Source organism: Methylobacterium sp. SD274 (genome assembly GCF_017355285.1).
Classification (GTDB): domain Bacteria; phylum Pseudomonadota; class Alphaproteobacteria; order Rhizobiales; family Beijerinckiaceae; genus Methylobacterium.
Window position 1 is genome coordinate 186,178 of the sequence record NZ_JADIJP010000002.1, and the last position, 26,168, is coordinate 212,345.

20 protein-coding genes and 1 tRNA gene are annotated in these 26,168 nt (G+C 66.3%); 8 read left to right on the top strand and 13 right to left on the bottom strand.

Annotated elements, in window-relative coordinates:
* Positions 1-82: 82 nt before the first annotated feature.
* Together IPV08_RS02665 and gor are read right to left on the bottom strand one after the other, a co-directional pair.
* Complete coding sequence (locus tag IPV08_RS02665; protein WP_207410770.1) at positions 83-2,380, bottom strand: FdhF/YdeP family oxidoreductase; 2,298 nt, start codon at positions 2,378-2,380, stop codon at positions 83-85.
* Positions 2,381-2,464: 84 nt separating this feature from the next.
* The gene (gene gor, locus IPV08_RS02670; RefSeq protein ID WP_207410634.1) at positions 2,465-3,850 is read right to left on the bottom strand and encodes a glutathione-disulfide reductase; all 1,386 of its coding nucleotides are present in this window, start codon (positions 3,848-3,850) and stop codon (positions 2,465-2,467) included.
* A gap of 397 nt (positions 3,851-4,247) precedes the next feature.
* Here gor and IPV08_RS02675 point away from each other — a divergent pair, with 397 nt between their 5' ends.
* Complete coding sequence (locus tag IPV08_RS02675; protein ID WP_056430254.1) at positions 4,248-4,634, top strand: hypothetical protein; 387 nt, start codon at positions 4,248-4,250, stop codon at positions 4,632-4,634.
* A gap of 50 nt (positions 4,635-4,684) precedes the next feature.
* Entirely contained in the window at positions 4,685-5,320 is a 636-nt protein-coding gene (locus IPV08_RS02680; protein ID WP_207410635.1) for a general stress protein, read from the top strand.
* A gap of 80 nt (positions 5,321-5,400) precedes the next feature.
* Here the strand turns inward: IPV08_RS02680 and rpmG are convergent, their stop codons facing one another.
* From rpmG to IPV08_RS02735, 11 genes are all read right to left on the bottom strand, one after another.
* Positions 5,401-5,568, bottom strand: a complete 168-nt coding sequence (gene rpmG / locus IPV08_RS02685) for a 50S ribosomal protein L33 (RefSeq protein WP_056255359.1) — start codon at positions 5,566-5,568, stop codon at positions 5,401-5,403.
* Positions 5,569-5,667: 99 nt separating this feature from the next.
* Positions 5,668-6,849, bottom strand: a complete 1,182-nt coding sequence (locus IPV08_RS02690; protein ID WP_207410636.1) for an MFS transporter — start codon at positions 6,847-6,849, stop codon at positions 5,668-5,670.
* A gap of 125 nt (positions 6,850-6,974) precedes the next feature.
* Positions 6,975-8,318, bottom strand: coding sequence for an efflux RND transporter periplasmic adaptor subunit (locus tag IPV08_RS02695; protein ID WP_207410637.1), 1,344 nt, complete (start codon positions 8,316-8,318; stop codon positions 6,975-6,977).
* Entirely contained in the window at positions 8,315-11,542 is a 3,228-nt protein-coding gene (locus tag IPV08_RS02700) for an efflux RND transporter permease subunit (RefSeq protein WP_207410638.1), read from the bottom strand. Before IPV08_RS02700 ends, IPV08_RS02695 begins: the two co-directional genes overlap by 4 nt.
* Before the next feature lie 159 nt (positions 11,543-11,701).
* Complete coding sequence (locus IPV08_RS02705) at positions 11,702-12,799, bottom strand: M48 family metalloprotease (protein ID WP_207410639.1); 1,098 nt, start codon at positions 12,797-12,799, stop codon at positions 11,702-11,704.
* Positions 12,799-14,091 carry a YjgN family protein gene (locus tag IPV08_RS02710; RefSeq protein WP_246747745.1) on the bottom strand — a complete coding sequence of 431 codons (1,293 nt, stop codon included), beginning with the start codon at positions 14,089-14,091 and terminating at the stop codon, positions 12,799-12,801. Before IPV08_RS02710 ends, IPV08_RS02705 begins: the two co-directional genes overlap by 1 nt.
* 249 nt (positions 14,092-14,340) lie before the next feature.
* A complete protein-coding gene (locus tag IPV08_RS02715) occupies positions 14,341-14,565 on the bottom strand; it encodes a YbdD/YjiX family protein (RefSeq protein ID WP_056430233.1) in 225 nt (74 codons plus the stop codon).
* 5 nt (positions 14,566-14,570) lie between these two features.
* Entirely contained in the window at positions 14,571-16,631 is a 2,061-nt protein-coding gene (locus IPV08_RS02720) for a carbon starvation CstA family protein (RefSeq protein ID WP_207410640.1), read from the bottom strand.
* Between the two features lie 107 nt (positions 16,632-16,738).
* Positions 16,739-17,350 carry a hypothetical protein gene (locus tag IPV08_RS02725; protein ID WP_207410641.1) on the bottom strand — a complete coding sequence of 204 codons (612 nt, stop codon included), beginning with the start codon at positions 17,348-17,350 and terminating at the stop codon, positions 16,739-16,741.
* Between the two features lies 1 nt (position 17,351).
* The gene (locus tag IPV08_RS02730) at positions 17,352-18,140 is read right to left on the bottom strand and encodes a TPM domain-containing protein (RefSeq protein ID WP_207410643.1); all 789 of its coding nucleotides are present in this window, start codon (positions 18,138-18,140) and stop codon (positions 17,352-17,354) included.
* A gap of 7 nt (positions 18,141-18,147) precedes the next feature.
* Positions 18,148-18,729: a LemA family protein gene (locus IPV08_RS02735; RefSeq protein WP_056430563.1), complete on the bottom strand. Its 582-nt coding sequence runs from the start codon at positions 18,727-18,729 to the stop codon at positions 18,148-18,150.
* Positions 18,730-19,000: 271 nt separating this feature from the next.
* On the opposite strand from IPV08_RS02735, the gene IPV08_RS02740 reads away from it, so the two are divergent.
* From IPV08_RS02740 to IPV08_RS02765, 6 genes are all read left to right on the top strand, one after another.
* Entirely contained in the window at positions 19,001-19,306 is a 306-nt protein-coding gene (locus IPV08_RS02740; protein ID WP_056430561.1) for a SelT/SelW/SelH family protein, read from the top strand.
* A 125-nt stretch (positions 19,307-19,431) separates the two neighbouring features.
* Positions 19,432-21,576, top strand: a complete 2,145-nt coding sequence (locus IPV08_RS02745) for an HWE histidine kinase domain-containing protein (protein WP_207410772.1) — start codon at positions 19,432-19,434, stop codon at positions 21,574-21,576.
* Positions 21,577-22,088: 512 nt separating this feature from the next.
* Positions 22,089-23,471 carry a methyl-accepting chemotaxis protein gene (locus IPV08_RS02750; RefSeq protein WP_207410645.1) on the top strand — a complete coding sequence of 461 codons (1,383 nt, stop codon included), beginning with the start codon at positions 22,089-22,091 and terminating at the stop codon, positions 23,469-23,471.
* A 123-nt stretch (positions 23,472-23,594) separates the two neighbouring features.
* On the top strand, positions 23,595-25,133 hold the full coding sequence (locus IPV08_RS02755) for an AMP-binding protein (RefSeq protein ID WP_207410648.1): 1,539 nt from the start codon (positions 23,595-23,597) through the stop codon (positions 25,131-25,133).
* Between the two features lie 99 nt (positions 25,134-25,232).
* Positions 25,233-26,063 carry a glycosyltransferase family 2 protein gene (locus IPV08_RS02760; RefSeq protein ID WP_207410650.1) on the top strand — a complete coding sequence of 277 codons (831 nt, stop codon included), beginning with the start codon at positions 25,233-25,235 and terminating at the stop codon, positions 26,061-26,063.
* 12 nt (positions 26,064-26,075) lie between these two features.
* A tRNA-Ser gene (locus tag IPV08_RS02765) sits at positions 26,076-26,167 on the top strand.
* The last annotated feature ends 1 nt before the right edge of the window (position 26,168 follow it).

Here is a 26,168-nt window from a genome sequence, read left to right on the forward strand (position 1 = left end):
GTCCCGTTATGGAGCGCGGAAGCCGCTCGAAACAAGAGAGCGTTATATCACCGACCTCCAGGCGCCGGAGGACGCGGCGACCTCAACCCTGCAGGGGCGAGGCCGAGCGGGCGATGGTCACGGGGATCGCCTTGGCGGCCGGCGTCTTCGATTGCTCGTCATGGTGCCAGAGCGGGATGAGCGGATTGAGCTCCGGGTAGTAGCCCGCGCAATTCCCCGGCGGGATGTTGTAGGCGACGATGCGAAGCCCCTTCACCGAACGGACCCTGTCGTCGGCGACCGTCGTCACATCGACGATCTGGGCATCGGCGAAGCCGAGCCGTGCGATATCGGCGGCATTCATGAACAACACCATCCGGGTGCCCTTCACGCCGCGGAACCGGTCGTCGTAGCCGTAGACGGTGGTGTTGAACTGGTCGTTCGAGCGCAACGTGATGAGGTCGAGGGCCTCGGCACTCCGCAGCGGCATGTCGGGATCGGCCTCGATTCCCTCGGGAACCGTGAAATTGGCCTTGCCGGTCTCCGTCTCCCAGCGGCGTTCGCGGGCGGCCAGGGGCTTGTGGATGCCGCCCGGCTCGAACATCCGGCCTTCGAGATTGTGGAACACCGAGGGGTAGGTCGCCTCCATGGCCCCGCGAATGCGGGAATAGTCACCGACCCATGCGTCCCAGGGGACGTTCGGGTTTGGCTCCAGCGTCGCCTTGGCGATCTCGGCGACGATCCAGGGCTCGGAGCGGACCTGTTCGCTCACCGGATTGGTCTTGCCCCGCGAACCGTGGAAACACGAGGTCGAGCTCTCCATGGAGACGGCCTGCGGACCGCTCGCCTGGGTGTCGATTTCGATCCGGCCGAGGCAGGGCAGGATATAGGCGACCTCACCGTTGATGAGGTGGGAACGGTTGAGCTTGGTCGAGATCTGCACGGTGAGGCGCATGCCCGGCCATGCCTCCTCCATCTGCACCGTCTCGGGCACCGCGCGAACGAAGTTGCCGCCGAGGCTGACGAAGGCCTTCACATCCCCGGAGACGATGCCCTCGCAGGCCTCCACCGTGTTGAGGCCCTTCTCGCGCGGCGGCTCGAAACCGTATTGCTCCTTCAGCATGTCCAACGGGGCGAGTTCCGGCTTCTCGGTGATCCCCACCGTGCGTTGGCCCTGGACGTTGGAATGGCCCCGAACCGGAGAGGGCCCGGCGCCCTTCCGCCCGATATTCCCGCGCAGGAGGAGGAGATTCACGAGCATCTGCACGGATTCCGTGCCCTTGCGATGCTGGGTCAATCCCATGCCGTAGACGCCGATGACGGCACGCGCGCGGGCATAGACGGTGGCCGCCGCCTCGATGGCGGCGCGGGTCAGGCCCGACCGGCCTTCGAGGGCTGCCCAATCCTGTGACTCGCAATAGGCCGCGAAGGCGTCGAACCCATGGGTGTGTTCGTCGATGAAGCTCCGGTCGAGGATGCCGGGGCGCCCGACGCTCAGCGCCTCCCGGTCGGCTGCGATGAGCGCCTTGCACATCCCGGTGATCGCCGCGAGATCGCCGCCGGCCTTGACCTGATGGTACTGGGTCGAGATTTCGGTGGCGTGGCCCGTCGCCATCTCCACCACCGATTGCGGGTTGGTGAACCGCTCCAATCCGCGCTCGCGCAGCGGGTTGAAGGTGATGATCGGAACCCGGCGTTTGCGGGCCTCCTGCAATTGATGCAGCATACGGGGTGCGTTCGAGCCGACATTCTGGCCGAAGAACAGGATCAGGTCGGTCGCCTCGAAATCATCCAGCACCACCGTCCCCACGGGGACGCCGATCGATGCCTTCAGCCCGACGGAGGTCGGCTCGTGGCACATGTTGGACGAGTCGGGCAGGTTGTTGTTGCCGTACATCCGGGCGAAGAGCCCGTAGATGTAGGACGTCTCCAGAGAGGCGCGGCCCGACGTGTAGAACACCACCGATTTCGGATCGAGGGCGCGCAATTCCCGGCCGATCGCCGCCGTCGCCTCCTCCCAGGAGACCGGCACGTAACGATCGCTCGTTGCGTCGTAGCGCATCGGATGCGTGAGCCGGCCCTGCTCCTCCAGGGCGTAATCCGTCCAGCCGCGGAGTTCCGTCACCGTGTGCTTGGCGAAGAAGTCGGGTCCGCAGCGCTTGGCCGTCTGCTCCCAGGCCGTCGCCTTCGCGCCGTTCTCGCAATACTCGAACGTCAGCGGCTTGGCGGGCTTGGCCCAGGCGCAGGACACGCACATGAAGCCGTCCGGCTTGTTCTGCTTCATCAGCAGAGCCGCGCCGGAGACGGGAATCTCTTCCCGCAGAAGAATTTCGGTGAGGGATTGCGCCGAGCCCCAGCCGCCGGCCGGCCCGTCATAGGCCTCGATCTTCGGCTCCGCCATCTTGTCGGTCATTCGCTGGGCCTTTGCCGATGAATCGGTTCAGAGCCCAACGGCAGTGCTGAGTGCCTGTTCCGGGGTGCGGCTCTAACCCACTCCTTCCGGCCGCTTGGTCACGGCTGGGACCCGCATGGTGACGAGTTCCTCGCCCGCCGTGGGATGGACCGCGATGGTCCTGTCGAAATCGGCCTTCGTCGCTCCCATCGTCACCGCGATGGCGACGGCCTGGATGATCTCCCCGGCATCGTGGCCGACGATATGGACGCCGAGCACCCGGTCGCTGGCGCAATCCACGATGATCTTCATCAGGACACGCTCGGCGCTGCCGGACAGCGTCGCCTTCATCGGGCGGAAGCTCGACTTGTAGACATCGATAGTCTCGAACCGCTCGCGCGCCTGCTCCTCGGTGAGGCCGACGGTGCCGATCTCGGGCGTCGAGAACACGGCGGTGGCGATGAGTTCGTGGTTCACCGCCCACGGCCTGCCGCCGAATACGGTGTCGGCGAAGGCATGGCCCTCGCGGATGGCGATGGGCGTCAGGGCGGCGCGGTTGGTGACGTCGCCCACCGCGTAGATCGAGGGCACGCATGTCTGCGAGAAGGCGTCCACCGGGATCGCGCCGCTCTCGTCGGTCTCGATCCCCACGGCCTCCAGGCCGAGGCCGGTGACCGCCGGCCTGCGCCCGGTGGCGACGAGAACCTGATCGACTTCGAGAACGCTGCCGTCGCCGAGAGTCGCGGCGATGCCGCCCTCACCCCGTTCGAGGCGCTCCACCGTCTGGTTGAGCCGGAGATCCAGGCGCTTCTCATAGGCGAGGCCGAGGGCGTCGCGGACCTCGTCGTCGAACCCGCGCAGCAGGCGGTCGCCCCGGTGCAGCAGGGTCGTGCGCGAGCCGAGATGCGCGAAGACGCTGGCGAACTCCACCGCGATATAGCCGCCCCCGATGACGAGGATGCGCTTCGGCAGGGTCTCGAGTTCGAAGACCTCGTTGGAGGTGATGCCGAGATCGCCGCCGGGAATGACTGGCACCTTCACCGGATACGCGCCCACCGCCACGAGGATGTACTTCGCTCGCACACGGCGACCCGAGCCGACGAGGCGGATCGTATGCGCGTCCTCGATGACGGCCCGTTCGGGGATGATCGTGACGTTCATCCGTTCGAGGTTGGTGTCGTAGATCGATTCGAGGCGCGAGACCTCGGCGTCCCGGCGCGCTTTCAGCACGCTCCAATCGAAATGCGGCTCACTCACCGACCAGCCGAAACCGGCCGCGTCCTCGAACTCGTCGGCGAAGCGCCCGGCATAGACCATCAGCTTCTTCGGGACGCAGCCGCGGATCACGCAGGTGCCGCCGATCCGGTACTCTTCGGCGAGACTTACCCTGGCGCCGTAGCCGGCGGCGATGCGGGCCGCGCGCACGCCCCCCGAGCCACCACCGATGACGAACAGATCGACATCGAATTCGTCGGTCATGGCAGGCTCCTCACAGCGACGGATGCAGGTTCGGCGATCCTGGCGGAACGCGGGGCTGGTTCTGTCCGCTCTATCGCAGGAACACGATGCCCGTCATCGCCGCGCGGCGAAATTCAACGCTGCCGCTTCGGTTCGTCACTGAGGGCATGGATCGGGCCGGTCGAGATCGGCGGTCCAGAGACGGGCGACAGCGTCGCGCCGAGCAAGCGAAGGTGCTATCGTAATTTCATGGAACAATAATCTAGCCAGCGAAATGGAACAGGTGCGGGAGAGGGCGAATAGAAAAATCAATTTCCCTTCGAGATAAAGCCACGCTTCACGATGATGCGTTGCGACATCTCGACGGAACGCTTTCGCTTCCTTCCGGATTGAATAGGTCCGATCGAGGGAGAATAACATGCGACATCAGCTGGCTACACTCGCGTTTGTGGCACTTCTAGGCTCGGGCACGGCCTATGCTCAGACCACCGTGACCGGCAAGCCCGCCACGGATGCCGAGACCAGCGCCAAGTCCGGCGGCCAAGAATCCGTGACGCGCCCGAACACCGACAAGCCCGATGCGAAGAACCCCGCCACCACCCAGGCGGCGACCAACGCCAAGCTGGAAGAAGGCGCGAACAGCTTCACCGAGGGCCAGACCCGGAGCCGCCTCGAACAGGCAGGCTACAAGGACGTCAAGGAACTCAAGAAGGACGACAAGGGCATCTGGCGCGGGGCGGCAACGCTCAACGGGAAGCCTGTCACCGTCGGCGTCGACTTCAAGGGCAACGTCGCTGCTCAGTAGCGACATCTCGGACGTCGCAGACTTGTCGATACAGTGAGAGGAACGATCCCATGGCAAACCAGACCATTACCGCACTCTACGATTCCTATGACGATGCCAGCAAGGCCGTCGCCAAGCTCGAAGCTTCGGGCATCAGCCACAGCGACATCAGCATCGTCAGCAGCAACGAGAATGACCGGCATGCCGGACGTGTAGCGACCGGCGATCATACCCGCACCGACACCGCCGAGACGGCGTCGACCGGTGCCGGGACGGGCGCTGGCGTCGGTACGCTCCTCGGCGGCGCGGCCGGCCTCCTGACGGGCCTCGGCCTGCTGGCGATCCCCGGTGTCGGCCCTGTCGTGGCCGCCGGTTGGCTCGTGACGACGCTCGCCGGTGCCGGCATCGGTGCCGCGGCCGGCGGTCTCGTCGGTGGCCTGACCGGCGCGGGCTTGAGCGAAGCCGATGCGCATACCTACAGCGAAGGCGTGCGTCGCGGCGGTACCCTCGTGACCGTCAAGGCCGACGATGCCCGCGCATCGCTGGTGATGGACGTTCTCGAGGAGCACGGCTCTGTGAACGTGACCGAGCGCGCAGAGGGCTGGAAGGCCGAAGGCTGGACCGCACCGAGCGCCACGCCGTCCGAGACCACCACGGTCCCGGGCAACCGTACCGGCGTGCGCTCCTACCCCACCGCCTCGCTCTAACCGAGACGACCCATCCACGAACGGAAAAAGCCGCCCCGAAAGGGCGGCTTTTTCATGCCGTCTCGAAGGGGAGACGAAGCTTACTTGATCTTGGTTTCTTTGAAGTCGACATGCTTGCGCACGACGGGGTCGTACTTCTTCATGGACAGTTTCTCGGTCTGCGTCCGGGAATTCTTCTTCGTGACGTAGAAGTAGCCCGTATCGGCGGTCGAGATGAGCTTGATCTTGACGGTGACGGCCTTGGCCATGGCGCGGTGCTCCTGAAGGTTGCGGCATTCCGCTTGAGCGAAACGCAAAATGGCCGGCACGGACCGGCTGAATTCCGCGCGGTCATTGCCTCATCGGGCTCACTTCGTCAAGGCCGAGGCGGTTTTCCGAAGCCGCCACAGGACGAGGCCGGCATAGGCGACGAGCACGCCGCACATGGCATGGGCGAAGCCCTGAGGGGGCATCAGGTCCATGCCGCCGCCGATGATCGGAGGTCCCACCATCAGGCCGACATTGTAGAAAATCAGGAAGGCGGCATTCGCGCCGGCGAGTTCGGCCCCGCGCACGCTGGCCCCCAGATGGGCCAGCCCCACCGTGTAGAGCGTGCCGGTCAGGCCGCCCCAGATCAGCAGCAGGATGGCGAGCCAGAATGGGGATGCCGACGCCGCCGGGATCAAGGCCGCGCCGATGGCGCCACCCAGGGCCGAGGCGAGGAGGAGGCGGCGACGGTCGAACCGGTCGGCCAGGAGGCCGAAGGGGATCTGGAACAGGACGTGGCCGAGAGCGAGCATGCTGACGAGCCCGGCGGCGCTCTCCGCATCGAGCCCGATCCGCAGGCCGTAGAGCGGTAGGATGGCGAATCCCCCGGTCTCGACGGCACCGTAGACGAGGGCCGCGAAGATGGCGGCGGGGGCCAGCCGGACATAGCCGAGCACACCGCGACTACCGGACCCTTCGATCTCGGGGGAGAGACCGCGCGCCAGGGCGATGGGCACGGTGCCGAGCAGGAACAGGGCGGCGCCCGCACAATACGGCGCGTAGCCCTGTGTGCCGATGAGGACGAGGAGCGTCGGACCCACCGCGAAGCCGAGGGCCAGGACCGTCGCGTAGATGCCCATGACGAGGCCGCGCCGGGCCGGGGGCGCGACCTCGTTGATCCAGAACTCGGACAGGACGAAGAGCACGCCCAGCGTCGCCGAGAAGACGAAGCGGAGCGGGAACCACCAGCGGATATCGTGGAGCAGCTTGAACCCGATGAGGGAGGCCGCACCGATGAAGATCGCGAGAATGAGAAGCGGTACGACGCCGATCCGGGCGGCCAGACGCGGCACGAACGGCACGGTGACGATGCTGGCGAGACCCGCCAGGGCCGTATTGATGCCGATGACCGTGCTCGACACGCCCATGCGCTCCATCTCGAGGGAGAGGAGCGGGATCGACAGGCTGAGGCCGATGCCGACCACCGCGACACAGGTGATCGCGGCGCTCATCGCCGCCACATGAGCGCGATCGAGAGTGTCCGAGGCGGGGCGGTCGAGCATGATCGTGGGGCGTTCCGGGGGAGGCGCGAGCGGGCGCACCGAACGGTGAGGCTCTACGCCATCATCCCCCTTCCACGGAACCTGCCGGACGGCTGGGCTGGGCTGCGCCCCCGGGCCAGCCGGTGCTATCGCGCCGCCGATTTCAGGGGCTTTCCCTCCTGCCTCGGTGCCTGGCGCTCCATCCTCTGCCCATCGCGCAGGTCGACGGGCGGGCTCAGGACGATCTGCTCGCCCCCGTCCAATCCCTGGTCGATCTCGATGGTGGTGCCGAGATCACGCTGGATATGGACGCCGCGCCATTCCACCGTGCCGTCGTCGCGGGAGATCGCGACCTGGGTGCCACGCTGATTGAAGACGAGGCCTTCGGCCGGGATGACCGTGTTCCTCGCCGTCCGCGGCACCTTCAGCGTCACGTAGACGTAGAGGCCGGGCCGCAGGCTGCCGTCGCGGTTGGGAACGTCCACCTGCGTGGTCAGGGTTCGGGACGAGGTCAGCAGGGCCACGGAGCTTCGCTCGACCTTCCCGGAGAAGGTCCGGTCCGGGATCTGCGGCACCTTGATCGTGGCGGCGACGCCCGGACTTACCCCGACGGCGAGATTCTGGGGCACGTTGACGACCACGCGCAGGACGTCGTCCCGGTCCATGGACAGCAGGGCGGTGCCGGTGCCGTCCGCCTGGACGAGATCGCCGACATCGACGCTACGGGCGGTCACGACACCATCGAAGGGGGCGATCACGTCCTTGAAGCCGGTCAGTGCCTTCAGGCGGTCCACGGTGGCGCGCTGCGCCTTGATGTTGGCCTCGGCCACTTTCACCCCCGCTTCCGCCGAGGCGAGGCTCGCGCCCTGGCTCAGGACGCTGGCCTGGGAATTGTCCGCGTTCTGCTTCGAAGCCCAGCCCTGCACGGCGAGGGTCGAGGTGCGGCTGTTGGTGGCGGTGGCGAGATTCACGTTGGCCTTCGCCTGATCGACCATGGCCCTGGCCTGGAGCAGCTGGGCTTCGAGTTGGCCGACCTGCGCCTGGGCCTGCGCCAGCTGCTGGTCGAGATCGGGGGCGGCGATGCGGATGAGGATGTCGCCCTGCTTGACCCGCGTGCCGATATCGACCCTGCGCTCTGCGATGTAGCCCGTGGCACGGGCGAAGAGGGACGCCCTGGCGAAGGCGTCGGTCTGTCCGGGCAGGGTGATGTCGATGGGCTGGTCGGCCCGCTCCACCGCGATGGTCCGCAGTTTCGGCACGAAATCCCTCGCCTTGCGCTGCGTCTCCTCGGCCGCGGCGGCCTTCTGCCAATGGCCGTACCCGCCCCAGCCGAGCAGGCCGACGGCAATGAGCCCGGCGACGAGGAACGGCCCCTTCCCCGGCGGCGGCGGGATCTCTGCCGGGCCTCGCCCCGATCCATGACTCGAACCATGAGCCGTCACCGTGCCGGTCTCGCCATCGATCGCGTCACCAGGGCTGTTCCCGCTCATGCGTAATCCTGAAGCGGCTTGACCTCGCCCCGCCTGAGGAGGGTGTAGAGGAAGGGCACGAAGAGCAAGGTCGATGGCGTGCCGATGGCGATGCCGCCCATCACGGCGCGGGCAAGGGCCGCGTTCTGTTCGCCGCCCTCCCCCGTCCCAAGGGCCATCGGGATCAACCCGAGGAACATCGCGCCTGCCGTCATCAGCACCGGCCGCAGCCGGGTCTCGCCGGCCAGGAGCGCGGCTTCGGTGGCGCTGCAGCCGGTGGCCTCTCGGTGCTCCTTGGCGAAGGTGACGAGGAGGATGGAATTGGCGGATGCGATACCCACCGACATGATCGCCCCGAACAGCGACGGGATCGAGAAGGTCGTGCCGGTGATGAACAGGCTGGCCACGATTCCGCAGAAGGCGAGCGGGAGCGCCGCCAGCACCACGAGCGGGTCGCCCCAGCTCTGGAAGTTCACGGCCATGAGGAGATAGACCGCCACAAGGGCGATGGAGAGGCCGATTCCCATGCGGAAGAAGGCCGATTGCATGTTCTCGATCTGCCCGCGCACGGTGATCTTGTCCGGCGCCGGCAGGGCCTTCTGTTCCTCCTCGACGATCCGGCGAATGTCTTTCGCCACCGAACCGAGATCGGAATCCTGCACCGCCGCGTAGATGTTGAAGGTCGGCTGCGTGTTGACGTGGTTGATCACCGTCTGTGACCCCTCGCGGCGCATGGTCGAGACGCTGGACAGCAGCGTCAGCACGCCGGGCGCATCGGAATTGCCGCTGACGAGGAGCGGGGTGTTCTGGATCGCCGTAAGGCTGTCGTTGCGATATTCCGGGGTCTGCACCCAGAGCTGGTAAGGGATGCCGGTCTTCGGGTCGGTCCAGAAGTTCGGCGTCACCTGGAAGGAGCCCGACAGGGAGACGTTGAGGCCCTGCGCGATCTGCTGCTCGGTGAGGCCGAGCTCGGAGGCGAGGCGCCGGTCCACATCGACGAAGAATTGCGGCGTGCCGACGATCTGGTGGAGATGGACGTCCACCGCCCCACGCGTCTCCTTGAGGCGACGGACGATGTTCTGCGCGGCGGCGAGGTCCTTGGCGGTGTTGCGGCCCGAGACCTGGATGTCGATCTGCGCCAGCGTTCCGAAATTGAGGATCTGCGTGATGATGTCGGACGGCTGGAAATAGACGATCAGGTCGGGAAAGCGCTCGCGCAACACCTCGCGCAGGCGCTTGGTGTAGCCGGCGACCGAGCCGTGGCCTTCCTTCAGGTTGATGAGCATTTGCCCGTCGTTGTTGGCGACGAACGACCCGTCCGAGAAGGCGAAATTGTAGTTGTTCGCAGGCAGGCCGAGATTGTCGAGAACCTGGTCGATCTCACCGTCGGGGATGACCTCCCGGACGACGGCCTGGACTTCGGCGAAGGTCTGCACCGCCGTCTCGATGCGCATGCCCGGCCGGGTGCGCAGATGCAGCGTCATCTGGCTCGATTCGACCTGCGGGAAGTAATCCTGGCCGACGAAGCCGAACAGGCCTGCCGTGCCCGCGAAGATCACCGCCACGGTGGCGAGGGTGACGACGCGGCGGCGCAGGACCACGTGGAGCAGGCCGAGATAGCTGCGGTGGAAGCGGGCGAACCGGGCTTCGAATCCCTGCCGGAACCAGCCCGCGAGGCGGAAGATCGGCCCAAACACCCAGCCCAGCGCACGGGCGACGCGGCCCCGACGCGGAGCCTGCCCGCCCTTGCCGTGATGCTCCTCGTATTCCCGCGCCACGAGCACGTCGATCAGCACCGGCACCAGGGTGCGGGACAGGACGTAGGAGGTCAGCATCGCAAAGACGACGGCGAGTGCCTGGGGCGTGAACAGGTATTTCGGCGTGTCCGTGAGGGCGAAGACCGAGACGAAGGCGGCGCAGATCGAGAGGGTCGAGATCAGCGCGGGTTTGGCGATGCCGGCCGCCCCCTCCACCACCGATTTGCGGAACGGCTCGCCCTCCTCGAACAGCCGGTAGGTGTTCTCGATGGCCACCGTTGCGTCGTCCACGAGGATGCCCACCGCCAAGGCGAGCCCGCCCAGCGTCATGACGTTGATGGTCTCGCCCAACGCCGTGAGGATCGAGAGCGAGGTCAGGATCGAGAGCGGGATCGAGACGAGCACCACGATGGTGGAGCGCCATGAGCCGAGGAACAGCAGGATCGTCAGGCCGGTCAGCGCGGCGGCGATGACCGCCTCGTGGATGACGCCTTCGATAGCGGCGGAGACGAAGACCGATTGGTCGAACAATTCGCGCAGCGCCATTCCCTCCGGGGCGGCGGCGCGGATGTCCGGCAGGGCCTTCTTCACGTTGTTGACGACGTCGAGGGTCGAGGCGGTACCGTTCTTGAAGATGCGCATCAGCACCGAGTTCAGGCCGTCGGCCCGCACGATGTTGACCTGTGGCGGACCGCCGTCACGGACATTGGCGACGTCGCGCACCAGCACAGGCTGTCCGCCGACCACCCGGATCGGCACCTGGTTGAGCGCTTCGATGGCGTCCGGCGTGGCGTTGAGCTGGATCGGGTATTGCTGCTCGCCGATCTTGGCGAGACCGGAGGGCACGGTGAGATTCTGCGCCGTCATGGCGTTGGTGACGTCCAAAGCCGTCAGTCCCAGAGCGCGCAGGGCTTGAAGGTCGAGATCGACCATGATCTGGCGCGGCGTGCCGCCGAAGGGCGAGGGCAGCGTCGAGCCCGGCACCTGGGTCAGGCGCTGGCGGATGCGGTACTGGGCGTAATCGTAGACCTTGGTCAGGCTCTCGCTGGTGGAGGAGAGCGAAAGCTGGATCACCGGGACGGAGGAGGCCGAGAACCGCAGGACGATGGGAGGCTGCACCCCCGGCGGCATGGTCGAACGGATCGAGTTCATCGCCGAGACTGTCTGGGCGATGGCGAGATCGATGCTCACCGATTGGTCGAAATACACTTTCTGGATCGCCGTGCCCTGCAGCGTCGTCGATTCCATCCGAGCGATGTTGTTGACGTTGTTCGAGAGCGAGAACTCCGCATAGGTCGTGATGCGACGCTCCATCTCGGAGGTCGAAAGGCCCGTATAGGTCCACACCACCACGACCACCGGGATGTCCACGGTGGGCAGCACGTCCTTTGGTGCCACGATCACCGAGGCCGCGCCGCCAAGCATCATCAGCACGGCGAGCACGTAGATCGTGATGCGAAACTTCAGAGCATACTGGACGAGGCCCATACGGTATCCGCGCAAACCTGTTCGGGCTGGTGTACCACGTTCGTCGCACGCCACGAGGTCATCTGTAGACGTGACGCCGCGACGCAATCGGCGGACCGGGACAGGATATTTGTTTCCGGATGTAACCGGTGCGCGAATACGCTCCGCCCAGGACCGCGCCTATTTCGCGGGTTTGGCCGGCACGTTGCGGCAGATGCCCTTGAGCGTCGCCCATTCGGTCTCGTCGAGAATGCGCCGGCCGACCGTTTCCGTGCCCGCCATCGCGCGGATGCGGTTGGCGCGCTCCTTCGTGAAGGGATGGCTGCGGAGCAGGCTCGCGAACTCGGCTTTATCGTCGTCCTTGGCGATGCGTTCGAGGATCGTCGCCAACGCCGTGGCATCCCCGCCCGACCGGCGCATGACCTTCACCGAATAGGTATCCGCCGCGTTCTCGGCCTCGCGGGAATAGCCGGCCGAGATGGCGGCTTGGCCTACCGCGACGAGGATCGTGGAGCCGGTCAGGTCGCCCAGCACGAGACTGAGGAGGAACGAGCTTCCGCTCGCCGCCAGCAGAGCCCGCATCGGGTCGCGCGCGGCGACATGCCCGAATTCGTGAGCCAGCACGCCGGCGAATTCGTCGGGCGTGCGGGACTGATCGATGAGGTCCGACAGCACGACGACCCGCCCGCCGGGAAGGGTTAGGGCATTGGCGATGGCGTGTCGCCTGACCGTGATCGCCGGATCGACCGGCAGGCCGCCATCCGCCGTCATCCGCTCGATCAGGCGGTCGAGGACGGCTCGCGCCGGGGCATCGTCGCAGACCGGCGGGTCGCCGAGAATCTTGCCGATCTGCCCGTCCACCGCCCCTCCGAGCCGCGCTTCGATCGCTGCCGGGATGACGGGTGCCAGACGCACGGCAATGGCCGGGACGCCGTAGATCGCCAGACCGATCACCGAGATCCCGGCCGCGATCGACCACAGGACGAGGCGCAGGCGACCGCCCGAGGCGGAGGGGTCGGATCGGTACAGGTCCGGACAGTGATCCTTCAGCGCGGCGGCCAGGGCCTCGTCGGTGAACTCGACCCGCTCGGCACGTCCCGCCGGGCCGACCCGCATGAGCGGGGCCGCCGTGTCGCCGGCGGCGAGCTCGGCGAGTGTCCAGGCGAGGCGTAGGTCCTGCCCGGTGATCTCCAGGCTGTCCTCGAGGACCAGGGTCACCGGATGGGCCCTGGCGCTCAAGCCATCGTAGTACGTGCCGTGGACCGCATGTGCCGGCACTAGAACCCCACTTCGAGCGCGCCGCCGACATCGAGCGCGTCGGCGAGACCCTCGTTGAGTCCGCTGCCCACCCGCCGGCTCGACGCGAGCACGGCATCGAGGCCGCCGGCATTCTCGACCACCGTGGTGGTGGCGACCGCCGCCCAGAGCCGCGCGGTGATGACCCGGACATAGAGCACCGCGAAGAACAGCGCGCCGCCGAGATAGCCGAACACCATGCCGAATAGGAGCGCCCAATGGGCTCCGCTCTCCATGCCCTGGGCCTGCAGGAGCAGACCGCCGCCGCCGATGACGAGGCCGAGGATCAGGACGAAGCCGATCACGGAGAGAAGGTAGACGAAATAGGGCCAGTAGAACTGGCGGGCCTTCAGGGTGGACGAAAGGCGCACGGAGCCGAGGCTGGCCGCGTTCATGAAGAGCCGCGTCTCCCGCGCCCGGTAGAAGGGGATGAGAAGGAGCCCGAGGGGAAACGTGATGCCGAGCGTGCTGAGGAGAAGCGCCCCGAACGTGGCGATGGGCGTGCCGTCGTAATCGCTGTTGAACTCCGTCTCGCCGGGTTTGCCCCCCTCCTTGGGGACGAACAGGTCGTCGGGAATGTTGAAATCGGTAGCCACGAGGAAGGCGATCAGCGCGGCGGCGATGGGAAGGAGCACCACCACGTAGAAGGCCAGCCAGGGAAGCAGCAGCGAGCGCCCGCGCGCGGTCGATTCCATCCGGCTCGACCCGATCAGGGTGTGATTGATCCTGTACCGCTCGAGGCTCGCCCGCATGAAGGGGAAGGCGAGGCCGAGGGTGAGGAGCGTCAGCAGCGACCAGCCGATGGCCATCAGCGCGTAGGTGATCGCCGATCCGTCCTGGCCGAGGCGGATACCACGCCACAGGGTGCGCGAGGCGCGGTAGCGCCGGCCGCGATAGACCGCGAACTGGCCGAGGACGAAGAGGATGAGGAAGGACAGGACGCTGCCGAAGGCCGCGAGCCAGGGCGCCGAGATCGTCGCGACGAAGATCAGGACATAGACGGGGATCAGGATGGCGACGGCGACGAGGAAGCCGAGGAACAGTTCCTTGCCGGTCCCGGAATACTCGGCCGGGCTGCCGTCGACGACGGTCCGGTTCCAGAAGTAGCGCCGCAATTCGGTGACGTACCAGAACCGGTAGATGCCGAAGGTGACGAGGGACAGGAGGAAGCCACGGACGGCGATGCCGGTGAGGCCCTTGAGTGTCCTGTCGAAGGTGATCGCGCCGGAGCGGTCCATCCCGGATCGCGTCTCGGTCATTGGCGGCTGCGACATGAGACCTCCTCTCTCGGGAGGCGACATATAAGCCTATCGTCCCAGATGAGGCCACCCGCCGATACGACTTTAGATCGGTATGCTCTTGCGCCGATAAAGTATGGGCCTGCCGACGTCGTTAAAAAGCTTCGCTCCGGTCTTGGAATTTGCATTCCGAGACCGGAGCCCGAAACGTCTTCGTCGCATGATCGGGATAGAGAGGAAGATCTGTCTCGCCGAAGGGGTCGTCACCGAGGGGGATAGACGGGATCAGCAGCAGCGGAATCCATTCCGGTTACCCACACCGAACCGGGCATTCTCCCTGTTCCGGTAGAATTCCCGCTCGCTCATCGGCTCCTGATCGGTATGGGTCCGGCGAATATGGGCGGCATAGGCCTCGTAGTCGCCCTGCCCCACCATCAGGCGGGCGCCGTCGCAGACGCATTTCGAGAAGGTCTTCAGCCGATCCCGCAGTTCCATCGACGACAGCGCCATATCGGTTACTCCGCCGGGACGGCGGTGGGGCCGCCGCTTTCGAGGGCCGTCCAGCGCTCGGCGCGATAGGCCTTGACGCAAGCCATGATGCCGAAGGCGGCGATGGCGATGACGAGGCCGACGAACATCACGGCGAGTGCCGCGTCGATCCGGTCATTGAAGACGATCTTGTGCATGTCGGCCATGTTCTTGGCCGGACCCAGCACCTTGCCCTCGGCGATCGCCGACGAGAACCGGTCGGCATGGGACAGGAAGCCGATCTTGGGGTCGGCCGAGAAGATCTTCTGCCAGCCCGCATTGAGGGTGCAGATCAGCAGCCACACGGTGGGGATGATCGTGACGAAGGCGTAGCGCTCACGCTTCATCTTGAAGATCACCACGGTGGCCAGCGTCAGCGCCACGGCCGCCAGCATCTGGTTCGAGATGCCGAAGAGCGGCCACAGGGTGTAGATGCCGCCGAGCGGGTCGGTGACGCCCTGGTAGAGGAAGTAGCCCCAGGCCGAGACGCAGAGTGCCGTGGCCAAGATGCTGGGCGCCCAGGCCGTGGTATCCTTGAAGGTCGGCGAGATCAGGCCGAGCAGATCCTGCAGCATGAAGCGTCCCGCCCGCGTGCCGGCATCGACGGCGGTGAGGATGAAGAGGGCCTCGAACAGGATCGCGAAATGGTACCAGAAGGCCATCATCGTCTTGCCGCCGATGGCCGACGAGATGATGTGGGCCATGCCGACGGCGAGGGTCGGAGCGCCGCCGGTACGCGAGATGATCGAATGCTCGCCCACGTCCTTGGCGGTCTGGGTGATCACCTCGGGTGTGATCGGGAAGCCGAGATTGGTCACTGCCGCCGCCGCCGTCTCGGCGGAGGTGCCGAGCAGGGCGCCGGGCGAATTCATGGTGAAGTAGATGCCCGGATCGATCACGCTCGCGGCGACCAGCGCCATGATCGCGACGAAGCTCTCCATCAGCATGCCGCCATAGCCGATGAAGCGGGTGTCCATCTCGTTGTCGAGGAGCTTCGGCGTGGTTCCCGACGAGATCAGCGCATGGAAGCCGGAGACCGCGCCGCACGCGATGGTGATGAAGAGGAACGGGAACAGGGAGCCCGCCCAGACCGGGCCGGTGCCGTCCACGAACTTCGTCATGGCGGGCATCTGCAGGTGCGGGGCGACGACGACGATGCCGAGCGCGAGACCGATGATGGTTCCGATCTTGAGGAAGGTCGAGAGATAGTCGCGCGGGGCGAGCAGGAGCCAGACCGGCAGGATCGAGGCGATGAAGCCGTAGCCGATCAGCATCCAGGTCAGCTGGGTGCCGGTGAAGGTGAAGGCCGGGCCCCAGACCGGATGTTCGTTGATCTGGCCGCCGCCGATGATGGCGGCCATGAGCAGGATGAAGCCGAGGATCGAGACCTCACCGATCTTGCCCGGCCGGACGAAGCGCGCGTAGAGGCCCATCAGGATGGCGATCGGGATCGTGGCCGCGACGGTAAAGGTGCCCCAGGGGCTCTCGGCCAGCGCCTTGACCACGATCATCGCCAGGACGGCGAGCAGGATCACCATGATCATGAAGGTGCCGAACAGCGCGATCACGCCGGGGATCACGCCGAGTTCGGCCCGGATCAGTTCACCGAGGGAGCGCCCGTCGCGGCGCATGGAGATGAACAGGATCATGAAGTCCTGAACCGCGCCCGCGAGCACGACGCCGGCCAGGATCCAGAGCATGCCGGGCAGGTAGCCCATCTGCGCGGCCAGGACCGGGCCGACGAGGGGACCCGCGCCTGCGATCGCCGCGAAATGGTGACCGAACAGGACGGTCTTGTTGGTGGGAACGTAGTCGAGCCCGTCATTATGACGATGGGCGGGTGTCTCGCGCGCCGGGTCGAGGCGCATCACCTTCTCGGAGATGTAGAGCGAGTAGTACCGGTAGGAGATGAGGTAGACGCAGACCGCGGCCACGACGATCCACAAGGCGTTGATCGATTCGCCGCGGCTGGTGGCGACAATCGCCAGGGCTGCCGCGCCCAACGCACCGACAAGGGCCCATGGCCCGTGCTTCTGTATCGCACTCATCGACGTCTCGCTCCCGCGACCCGTCCTTGATGGCGGATCGTCAAGGCTCTTCTGGCTCAAAAATTCTTTCGGGGCCAGAGGAGAAAAATACAAAGACGCGGACGCTGTCAGTCCGTGACGATCACCCGGTTCGGCAACTCGTCGATATCCCCCGGCCGGCGCGGCAGGTGCCGCTCGAGGATGGCGCCGATGGACTCGACGGCCGTGACGAGGCCCTCCGTCGCCTCGCGCCGTCGGAGCGAGGCCAGAAGCGAGTCGATTGCCGACGACCACGCCGCCGGGGAGATGCGCGAGGCGATGCCCGTATCGGCGACGATCTCGGCATGCCCCTCGGCGACGGCAAGATAAATGAGGATGCCCGTTCGCCCGCGCGTCCCGGCCAGTCCGCGCGCGGCGAATTCCCTCGTCGCCGCCTCATGGGCCCGCGCCCGCCGGATCGAGCGGGGAACGAGGCCGAGACGGGTTCGCGGATGGGAGGCTGCGGCAAGCGCCAGGAGAACGACCGCAGCCTGCGTCAGGGCGATCGACGCAGCACTCCACGGCGTGAACAGGATCAGCGGCCAGGGTACCGCGAGCCCGAGGGCCAGCGCCGGTACGAGGGCTGCGGACCGGTACAGCCCGGCGCGGGCGGCGACGAGAACGACGATCTCCGCCGATGTCGTCGATTCGGCCTTGGCGATCGCTCCGGCGATCCGCGTCCTGTCGGTGTCGCTCAGCATCCTACCAATCCCCGGAGGCGCCGCCTCCTCCCGATGAGCCACCTCCGCCCGAGAAGCCGCCGCCATCACCGAAGCCGCCCGAGACGCCACCGCTCCAGCCGCCGGACGATGGCCCGGGAAGGATGATGAATCCGCCACCCGGGCGACCGCGATTCATCCGGTAGACGACGAACAGGATCAGCAGGAACAAGATGATGAAGCCGATGACATGGGACGGCTCGGCCTCGTCGCTGCGTACCTTGCCCCTGCGCTGCCATTCCTCGGCATCGCCGCTGAGGATCGACAGCATGGCATCGATTCCGGCCTTGATGCCGCCGCCGTAATCGCCCGTCTTGAAGCGGGGCGTGATGGACGTGGTGATGATGACCTTCGACAAGGCGTCGGTCAGCGCCCCTTCGAGGCCGTAGCCGACCTCGATCCTCACCTTACGGTCGTTTGGCGCTACCAGCAGAATTGCGCCGTTGTTGGTCTTGGACTGCCCGATGGCCCAGGAGCGGAACAGCCGGTTGCCGTAATCCTCGATCGTCAGCCCTTGCAGGTTCGGCACCGTCGCGACGACGACCTGATCGGAGGTCTTCTCCTCGTAGGCCTTCAGCTGTGCTTCCAGTACCGATTTCTCGTCCGGCTTGAGGATCCCGGCCGCATCCACGACGCGACCGCTGAGGGACGGGAAGGTCGGCTCCGCGGCCAGAGCCTCGCCGCGCGCCAGCAGCACCATCCCCGCCAGGACGACGAGGACGAACGCCAGGACCGGCGCGAGCGCGCGCCCTCGAAGAAACGCCGCCCTCATCACCGCGCTAGAACTTCACGGACGGAGGCTTGTCCGAATTGGGCGTCGCCGTGAACGTCTCCATCGGCTTCGATTCCGGATAGAACCACGCGGCGATCCAGCGGCCGGGGATGGTGCGGACCTCGGTGTTGTAGGCCTGGACGGCGCCGATATAGTCGCGGCGCGCCACCGCGATCCGGTTCTCCGTGCCTTCGAGCTGCGACTGCAGCGCGAGGAAGTTCTGGTTCGACTTCAGATCGGGATAGCGCTCCACGGTGACGAGGAGCCGCCCGAGGGCGCCGGAGAGCTGATTCTGCGCGTCCTGGAATTCCTTGAACTTCTGGGGATCGGACACCGTGGAGGCATCGACCTTCACGCTGGAGGCCTTGGCGCGGGCTTCCGTGACGCCGACGAGGACATCCTTCTCCTGCTGCGCGTAGCCCTTCACCGTCTCCACGAGATTCGGGATCAGGTCGGCACGGCGCTGATACTGATTCTGAACCTCGCTCCACGAGGATTTCGCGCTCTCCTCCAGCGTGGGCACCCGGTTGATCGCGCCGCAGCCCGAGAGGGTCGTGGCCAGGGCGACGGCGACGAGCGCGGACCGCATGCGGCGAAACACCGAGGGTCGAGGCGAAGGCGCGAAGGTCGCGGTGGCGTCGGGACGCAGAACTGACAACATCGGGGGCTCCTCGTGGACGGGCGCGGCATGGCGCGTCCACGCCCCTGCCGCCCGGCGACGCGTGTTGAGATAGGGCGTGATACCGCCGGTGAAAGGCCGGATCGCGATGCGTCCGCGACGAAACTCCACGCACATCCCGTGGTCGAACTCCCACGGGGGCAGGTTGACAAGGCAGCGTGCATGGGTCGCTGTGCCGGCCATGGATGAACTGCCACCTACCCCCCGGGTCGAAAAACCGAGGGTTTCCATCACCTACTGCACGCAGTGCCAGTGGCTCCTGCGTGCCGGCTGGATGGCGCAGGAGCTTCTTTCCACTTTCCGCGACGAGGTCGGCGAAGTCGCCCTCGTGCCGGGGACAGGCGGCGTCTTCATCATCGTCTGCGGGTCGGAGACGATCTGGGACCGAACGCGGGACGGTGGATTTCCCGACGTGAAGACCTTGAAGCAGCGCGTCCGCGATCGGCTGGCGCCGAGCCGGGATCTCGGTCACATCGATAGGCCATGAACGCCGAGACGGGGAAAGCCAAGATCAAGAACCAAGAGCCGAAGAGCGCCGAGTCCAAGGGCGAGATGGAACCTGCTTTCGAACGGACGAGAACCGGTGGGTGGCAGGGCACGGCGCCGGGCCGGCTGTTCGCACGCATCCGGGATCGAGGCTTCTCGACCCAGGTCTACCTGATCGCCCTCGTCGTGGCGCTGATCGGGCCCGGGCTTCTGTTCACCGCGATCCTGCTGTTTCGCTATGCCGGAACAGAGCGGGCACGGTTCGAGCAGGATGCCCGCGAGAACGTTCGCGGCATCGCCCTGTCCATCGACCGCGATACGGCGGGGCTCGTCTCCGTGCTGCAGACCTTGGCGACGTCGCCCCGCCTGAAGGATGCGGAGTTCGAGAATTTCGACGCCCAGGCACGCCTCGTTCGCGAAACCGTCGGGCTCGACATCCTCCTGCGCCAACCGGACGGGCAGCAACTGGTCAATACGTCGGTCCCGCGCGGGGCCCCATTGCCGAAGACCGCCTTGCCCTTCGACCGTGAGCTGACATCCGGAACGCAGCGGGCCATGATCTCCGGCATCCTGTCGGGCAGCATGCCCGATCGGGCGACCTACGCCATCGCCGTCCCGGTGCAGAACGAGGGCGAGGTCGTCTACCTGCTGAGCTTTCTCGCGCCGGTGAACCGGCTGCAGGGCATCCTGAGCCGGGAATACGTCCAGGGCTGGATGACGGGGGTCTCGGACCGGGATGGGATCGCCCTCGCCCGTATTCCCGACCCGGCCTCCATCGTCGGGCGGCCGCGCCTGGCGACCCTTCGCCAGCGCCAGACCGATACGCCGGGAGTCTGGGAGGGCAAGGATTTCAACATGCGCCCCGTCACGGTCGTCGAGGCGCGCTCGCGCCTCACCGGGTGGACGGTGAGCGCCGTGATTCCGAAGGCGCTGGTGGATGCGCGGCTGCGCGGATGGATCTGGGCCTTTACCGGCTTCGGCCTCCTCGTCCTGGCGACGTCGTCGATCCTCGCCATCAATCTCTGGTCGAAGGTTTCGCAGCCATTGCGCCGGCTCGTGGCGTCCGGCCCGGCGCTCGCCCGTGGCGAAGCGATTCCGCGCATCACCTCGCCGATCCACGAGATCCGCCGCCTCGGCGACGTTCTGGCGGACGCATCCCTGCGCCTGCGCACGCGAAGCGAAGAGCGCGATACGGCGCTCGCCGAGACGGAGCGCGGGCTCTCGGCCCTGCGCGAGAGCGAGGCGCGGTTCCGGCACATGGCGGATTCGGCCCCCGCATTGATCTGGATGACCGACGAGCTTGGCGAGATCAGCTTCGCCAACCTGCATTTCGACCATCTGTTCGGAAAACCCGCCAGCGCGCTGGCGGCCGGCGGGTGGCAGACGATCGTCCATCCGGACGACCAGACGGCGTTCACGTCCAAGTTCTCCGAGGCCTTTGCCGAGCGCCTTCCCGTGAGGGCGGAGGTCCGGGTGGTGGATCGCGACGGCGAGGTACGCTGGCTGCGTTGCGAAGGCGTGCCACGCCTCGACGATACCGGGGCCTTCCTCGGCTATACCGGCTGCAACGTCGACATCACCGACGCCAAGCGGGCGGAGGAGCATCTCCTGCTCCTCATCCACGAACTCAACCACCGTGTGAAGAACACGCTCGCGACCGTCCAGTCCATCGCCATGCAATCCCTGCGCGGCCTCGACACGGCGGAGGCGGCGGCGGCAAAAGCCGCGTTCGAGGCGAGGCTGCTCGCCCTCGCCCGGGTGCACGATGTGCTCACCCGCGAAAGCTGGGAGGGTGCGGAACTCGGCAACGTGGTGGCGGATGCCATCGCTCCCCTCGATTCCACCGGGGCGGGACAATCCCGCTTCATCGTGTCCGGGCCGCAACTGCGCCTGCCGCCGCGACTTGCGCTCTCCATCGCCATGGCGCTGCATGAACTCGGCACCAACGCGGTCAAATACGGCTCGCTCTCGCAGGAGGGTGGGACTGTGAAAATCACCTGGTCCGTCGTGAAAGAGGCGGAGACCCGCCTCCTTCTGCGCTGGAGCGAAAACGGCGGACCGCCCGTGACGCAGCCGACACGCACCGGCTTCGGTTCCCGCCTCATCGAGCGTAGTCTGGCGCGCGAGCTTGCCGGCGAGGTTCAGCTCCTGTTCGAGCCCACCGGGGTTGTCTGCTCGATCGAGGCGCCCGTACCGCCGCCGACCTTGCTCGAGCGCAAGGCAGGCCTCGTCCCGCTGCGACCCGCACCGCTTCTCCCTCACTCGGCCTGATCGCTCGCGCCTAAAACAAGTCGTCATGCGCGCTCGCCCGAACATACGCGTGAGGACGGTGCCCCACCATGGCTCGCCCTTCGATCCGATGCAGTCGCTCACGTCGAGCGCGCGAACTTCGCAAAAAAGTTACTCTTCCATGTGCGACACTGGGCGAAATTGAATTCAACTATAAGTATGTTTCTTGATCGGTGCCGCCGCGACATCAATTCTTATGGCGAGACGACATACATCGTTGGAGTATGCGCCAGCCAATTTTCGTCTACGCGTGATACTGGAGAAGAACCGGCGGTTTGATTGGTAATCCTGTTTTTTGAGGAGCAGGTCGGATACTGTTCGAAAGAAGAAAATATTAGAATCCAGCCGCTTGGTTACCATTGACGACTGGCGTTCGGCTCACGGAAGCCGACCATTCTCGCGTTCCGGCCGTCGCGGAGAGCGGGTATGCTAAGGCACTATTAAACAATAGAGTTTATTACATTGCCCTATCGATATCTCAGGGTTGTAGTTTTATGATTGGCTTCTCCCGCAAGCGTCCCGCCTCCGACACGACTGCGGTTCCTGCCGTTGCCCAGCAGATCGGGGCCGATGAGGTTCGTCTGAGCGCGGCCGTCGAAGCACTGATGTCGAGCCAGGGTTTGACCGCCGTCGACCTGCCAGACGGTAGGCTCAAATCCGCCCTCGAACGCCTTCGCAGCCATGGCGATGACGATAAGCAGCGTAGCCTGTCCTCCATCGCGTCCATGGCGAAGGAAGCCTCGGAGGCCGCCATCAATATCGGCTGGATGACCTACGATGTCGGCGAGGTGGCGATCGCCACGCAGACGATCGCGGGTGCAACAGAGGAATTGGCGGCGTCCATCGCCGAGGTCTCTCAGACGTCCGACACGGTCGTCACAGTTGCCCAGGACGCGCTGACCGCCATGAGCGCCTGCATCGGCGACGGACGCCAGGCGAAATCCGCCATGCAGGAGATCGAAGCCCGCACCTCGCTCATTTCAGAGCGCGTCGTGGTGCTTGAGCGAGCCATCGCCCAGATCGAAGTGATGGCGACCGCCATCGCGTCGATTTCCGCCCAGACCAATCTGCTTGCGCTGAACGCCACGATCGAAGCCGCGCGTGCGGGTGAAGCCGGACGCGGGTTCTCGGTGGTCGCCGCCGAGGTCAAGTCGCTCTCTGCCCAGACCGCCAAGTCGACGGGTGAAATCCGCGGCCTGCTCAGTACCCTCACGGCCGAAATGGGAGCTATCTCGGTGGCCGTCGGCGAGAGCCGCAGCGCTGTCACGTCCGGCCGGGCGATCGTCGAGCAATTGGAGACGCGGGTCGAGCAGACCAACGAGCGGATCTCGCAGGCGAGCGACCTGAATCAGGCGATCTCGCACATGCTCTCGCAGCAGCGCTCTGCCACCGCCGAAATCTCCACCAGCGTCCAGAACATTGCCGGCAAGGCCGCGAAGACCCACGAGGAGATCGACAAGATCACCACCCGCCTCGTGAAGGCGGAAAGCTTCGGCCGCACCGCTTTGGCTGCGGAAAGCAGCCGCGTCAGCGCTCATGGCCTGGTCTGCCTGCCGGCGGATGTGGGCATGTGGAAGCGCAAGCTGGCCCGCATCCTCGTCGGGCTCGCTCCGGCCGCGTCCACCGAAGCGACGATGCTGGGTATCGCGAACCACAGCGTCTGCACGGAGTTGCGGAACGGCCCGTTGCGCGATCACCCGGCGCTGGCCCGTCTTGCCGATGCCGAGAAGACCGCTCTCGAAGAAGCGAAGAAGATGATCGATGCCGTCGCCGCGAACAATTGGGACGTGGGGACGCCGGCTTATCAGGCCGCTTCCGCTGCCATGAAGTCGATGCTCGCCGCCGCCAACGAGTTGCTCGACACCAAGGCTGCGTAATCGCCGCTCATCGCGGATGACGCTCAGGCAAACCCATCGACATCCTGCGGCCGGCTCTTGTTGCCGGCCGCAGGTTTCGTCATGGCTGGAGCGCATCGCCACGAGAGAGCCCGAACCTTTCGAATGATCCTCCCGGACGCTTCCCTACCGGCCCGTTTCAATGCCGCCCGCCACTGCCTTGCGGACAATGCGCGCCTGCGGGGAGGCAAGACGGCGCTCGTCATGGCGGGCGCGGAAGGGGAGACGCTGCGCCTCACCTTCGCCGAGGCGGACCGGGCCGTGCGCGGCATTGCCGCCGGCTTTCTCTCCCTCGGCCTCACACGCGGCGACCGGGTGATGATCCGGATGGGCAACGAGGCGGATTACGTCCTCGTGTATTTCGGCGCGCTCGCCGCCGGGCTCGTGGCCCTCCCCTCCTCGCCCCAGCTGACGCCGGCGGAGGCCGCTTTCCTTATGGAGAATTCCGGAGCGGCCGTCGTGGTGACCGGGGCGGGCCACCGTCTCGACGCGGCGGAGGCCGAGGGCCGCATCGTCCTCGGCCCCTCCGAGATCGCCCTGATGAAGCGTGCCGAGCCGGTCGCGGATTATGCCGACACCGCGGCGGACGATCCGGCGACCCTGGTCTACACCTCCGGCACCACCAGCCGGCCGAAAGGGGTGCTCCACGCCCATCGGGCGATCTGGGGGCGCCGTCCGATGCATGCGCATTGGCTGGGGCTGACGGAGGCCGACGTCATGCTGCATGCCGGCACCATGAACTGGACCTACACGCTGGGCGTCGGGATCACCGATCCCTGGTCCTGCGGCGCCACGAGCGTGCTCTACGATGGGCCCCGTGATCCTGCCATCTGGCCCAGTCTCATCGCCCGCCACGGTGCGACGCTGTTTGCCGCCGTGCCGAGCGTCTATCGACAGATCCTGAAATATGCCGATCTCGATTCCTGCGATCTGTCCCGGCTGCGCCACGGCTGCACCGCTGGCGAGGCCCTGCCCGCCGACTTGCTGGAGGCCTGGACGCGGCGGACCGGCAAGCCGCTCTACGAAGCGCTCGGCATGAGCGAAATCTCCACTTACATCTCCAGCGGTCCCACCATTCCGGTGAAGCCCGGTTCCCCCGGCATGCCCCAGCCCGGGCGCCGCGTGGCGATCCTGCCCGTGGACGGGCCGGGCGAGCCTTTGCCGAAAGGCGAGACCGGGCTTCTGGCCATTCACCGCACGGAGCCGGGCTTGATGCTCGGCTACTGGAACCGGCCCGACGAAGAAGCCTCGGTTCTGCGCGGCGAATGGTTCGCGGGCGGCGATCTCGCGAGCCTCGACGAGGACGGCTACCTCTGGTTCCACGGGCGCAACGACGACCTGATGAACGCTCTCGGCCACCGGGTCTCTCCCAACGAGGTCGAGGGCGTGGTCGGCTTGCATCCCTCCGTGGCCGAAGTCGGCGTCGCCGAGCTCGCCGTCCGGGCCGACCTGAAGGTCATCGCCGCTTTCGTTGTCCTGAAGCCTGGGGCGGAGGCGGACGGACCGTCGATCCTAGCCTGGTGCGCCGAGAGACTGGCGGCCTACAAATGCCCGCGCGAGATCCGGTTCGTGGAGGCGCTGCCCCGCACCGCCAACGGGAAGGTCCAACGCAAGCGGCTGGGCGACCAGCCGGTCGCGGCCTGAGCACGACGCCGCCGGCCCGGGGCGACGATCCTCGATCCATGACGACACTGTCGAGAAAACAGTATCGGCCAGCCGGGCCGATGCCGTAGAGCCCTCCCCATGTCCGCGCCGCCGCTCTCGATCTTCCTCATCGCCTTCAACGAAGCCGACCGGATCGGCGCGACCATCCGCGCGGTCCGCGACCTCACCGACGACCTCGTCGTGGTCGATTCTGGCTCCACCGATGGAACGCAGGCGCTGGCGGCATCGCTTGGCGCACGCGTGATCCACAACGACTGGTCGGGCTATGGCCCACAGAAGCGTTTCGCCGAGACCGAGTGCCGTCACGATTGGCTCCTCAACCTCGATGCGGACGAGGTGGTGCCGCCGGACCTGTCCGACGCCATCCGCGCCCTGTTCGCCGCCGGCGAGCCCGCCCATCCGGCCTATCGCATCGCCATCGCGGAGATCTTCCCCGGTGAGACGAAGCCCCATCCCTGGGCCTATGCGCTGCATCCCGTCCGCCTCTATCGCAAGGACAGGGGCCGCTACTCGCCCTCCCCCGTCCATGACCGGGTGGAGCTCGATCCCGGCGCCAGCGTCGGACGCGTGAAGGGGGTCATCCACCACTTCTCCGTCCGCTCGCTCGGCGACCAGCTCGACAAGCTCAACCGCTATTCCGACCAGCAGGCCCGGGATCTCGAAACGCGCGGCGTCACGATCCCGACCTGGCGGATCTTCGTCGAGCTGCCGCTGAACTTTCTGAAGGCCTATCTCGGCCGGCGCCATTTCGTCAGGGGCGTCTATGGCTTCCTCACCGCCGCGAACTACGCGATCTCCCGCCATCTGAGGGTCGCCAAGCATTATGAGCGGCGCAACGCACGAATTTCCACCCCATTGGCGCCTATCGAGCCAGCGAAGCGGGTTGACCCGTCCGACGCGAAATTCTAGAGCCACCCCTACGGAGACGTGGCCGAGCGGCTGAAGGCACTCGTTTGCTAAATGAGCATACCCCGAAAGGGGTATCGAGGGTTCGAATCCCTCCGTCTCCGCCAT

Coding starts and splice junctions, on each gene's coding strand:
- IPV08_RS02665 (WP_207410770.1), bottom strand. CDS start 2,380: ATGGCGGAGCCGAAGATCGAGGCCTATGACGGGCCGGCCGGCGGCTGG.
- gor (WP_207410634.1), bottom strand. CDS start 3,850: ATGACCGACGAATTCGATGTCGATCTGTTCGTCATCGGTGGTGGCTCG.
- IPV08_RS02675 (WP_056430254.1), top strand. CDS start 4,248: ATGCGACATCAGCTGGCTACACTCGCGTTTGTGGCACTTCTAGGCTCG.
- IPV08_RS02680 (WP_207410635.1), top strand. CDS start 4,685: ATGGCAAACCAGACCATTACCGCACTCTACGATTCCTATGACGATGCC.
- rpmG (WP_056255359.1), bottom strand. CDS start 5,568: ATGGCCAAGGCCGTCACCGTCAAGATCAAGCTCATCTCGACCGCCGAT.
- IPV08_RS02690 (WP_207410636.1), bottom strand. CDS start 6,849: ATGCTCGACCGCCCCGCCTCGGACACTCTCGATCGCGCTCATGTGGCG.
- IPV08_RS02695 (WP_207410637.1), bottom strand. CDS start 8,318: ATGAGCGGGAACAGCCCTGGTGACGCGATCGATGGCGAGACCGGCACG.
- IPV08_RS02700 (WP_207410638.1), bottom strand. CDS start 11,542: ATGGGCCTCGTCCAGTATGCTCTGAAGTTTCGCATCACGATCTACGTG.
- IPV08_RS02710 (WP_246747745.1), bottom strand. CDS start 14,091: ATGTCGCAGCCGCCAATGACCGAGACGCGATCCGGGATGGACCGCTCC.
- IPV08_RS02715 (WP_056430233.1), bottom strand. CDS start 14,565: ATGGCGCTGTCGTCGATGGAACTGCGGGATCGGCTGAAGACCTTCTCG.
- IPV08_RS02720 (WP_207410640.1), bottom strand. CDS start 16,631: ATGAGTGCGATACAGAAGCACGGGCCATGGGCCCTTGTCGGTGCGTTG.
- IPV08_RS02725 (WP_207410641.1), bottom strand. CDS start 17,350: ATGCTGAGCGACACCGACAGGACGCGGATCGCCGGAGCGATCGCCAAG.
- IPV08_RS02730 (WP_207410643.1), bottom strand. CDS start 18,140: ATGAGGGCGGCGTTTCTTCGAGGGCGCGCGCTCGCGCCGGTCCTGGCG.
- IPV08_RS02735 (WP_056430563.1), bottom strand. CDS start 18,729: ATGCGGTCCGCGCTCGTCGCCGTCGCCCTGGCCACGACCCTCTCGGGC.
- IPV08_RS02740 (WP_056430561.1), top strand. CDS start 19,001: ATGGATGAACTGCCACCTACCCCCCGGGTCGAAAAACCGAGGGTTTCC.
- IPV08_RS02750 (WP_207410645.1), top strand. CDS start 22,089: ATGATTGGCTTCTCCCGCAAGCGTCCCGCCTCCGACACGACTGCGGTT.
- IPV08_RS02755 (WP_207410648.1), top strand. CDS start 23,595: ATGATCCTCCCGGACGCTTCCCTACCGGCCCGTTTCAATGCCGCCCGC.
- IPV08_RS02760 (WP_207410650.1), top strand. CDS start 25,233: ATGTCCGCGCCGCCGCTCTCGATCTTCCTCATCGCCTTCAACGAAGCC.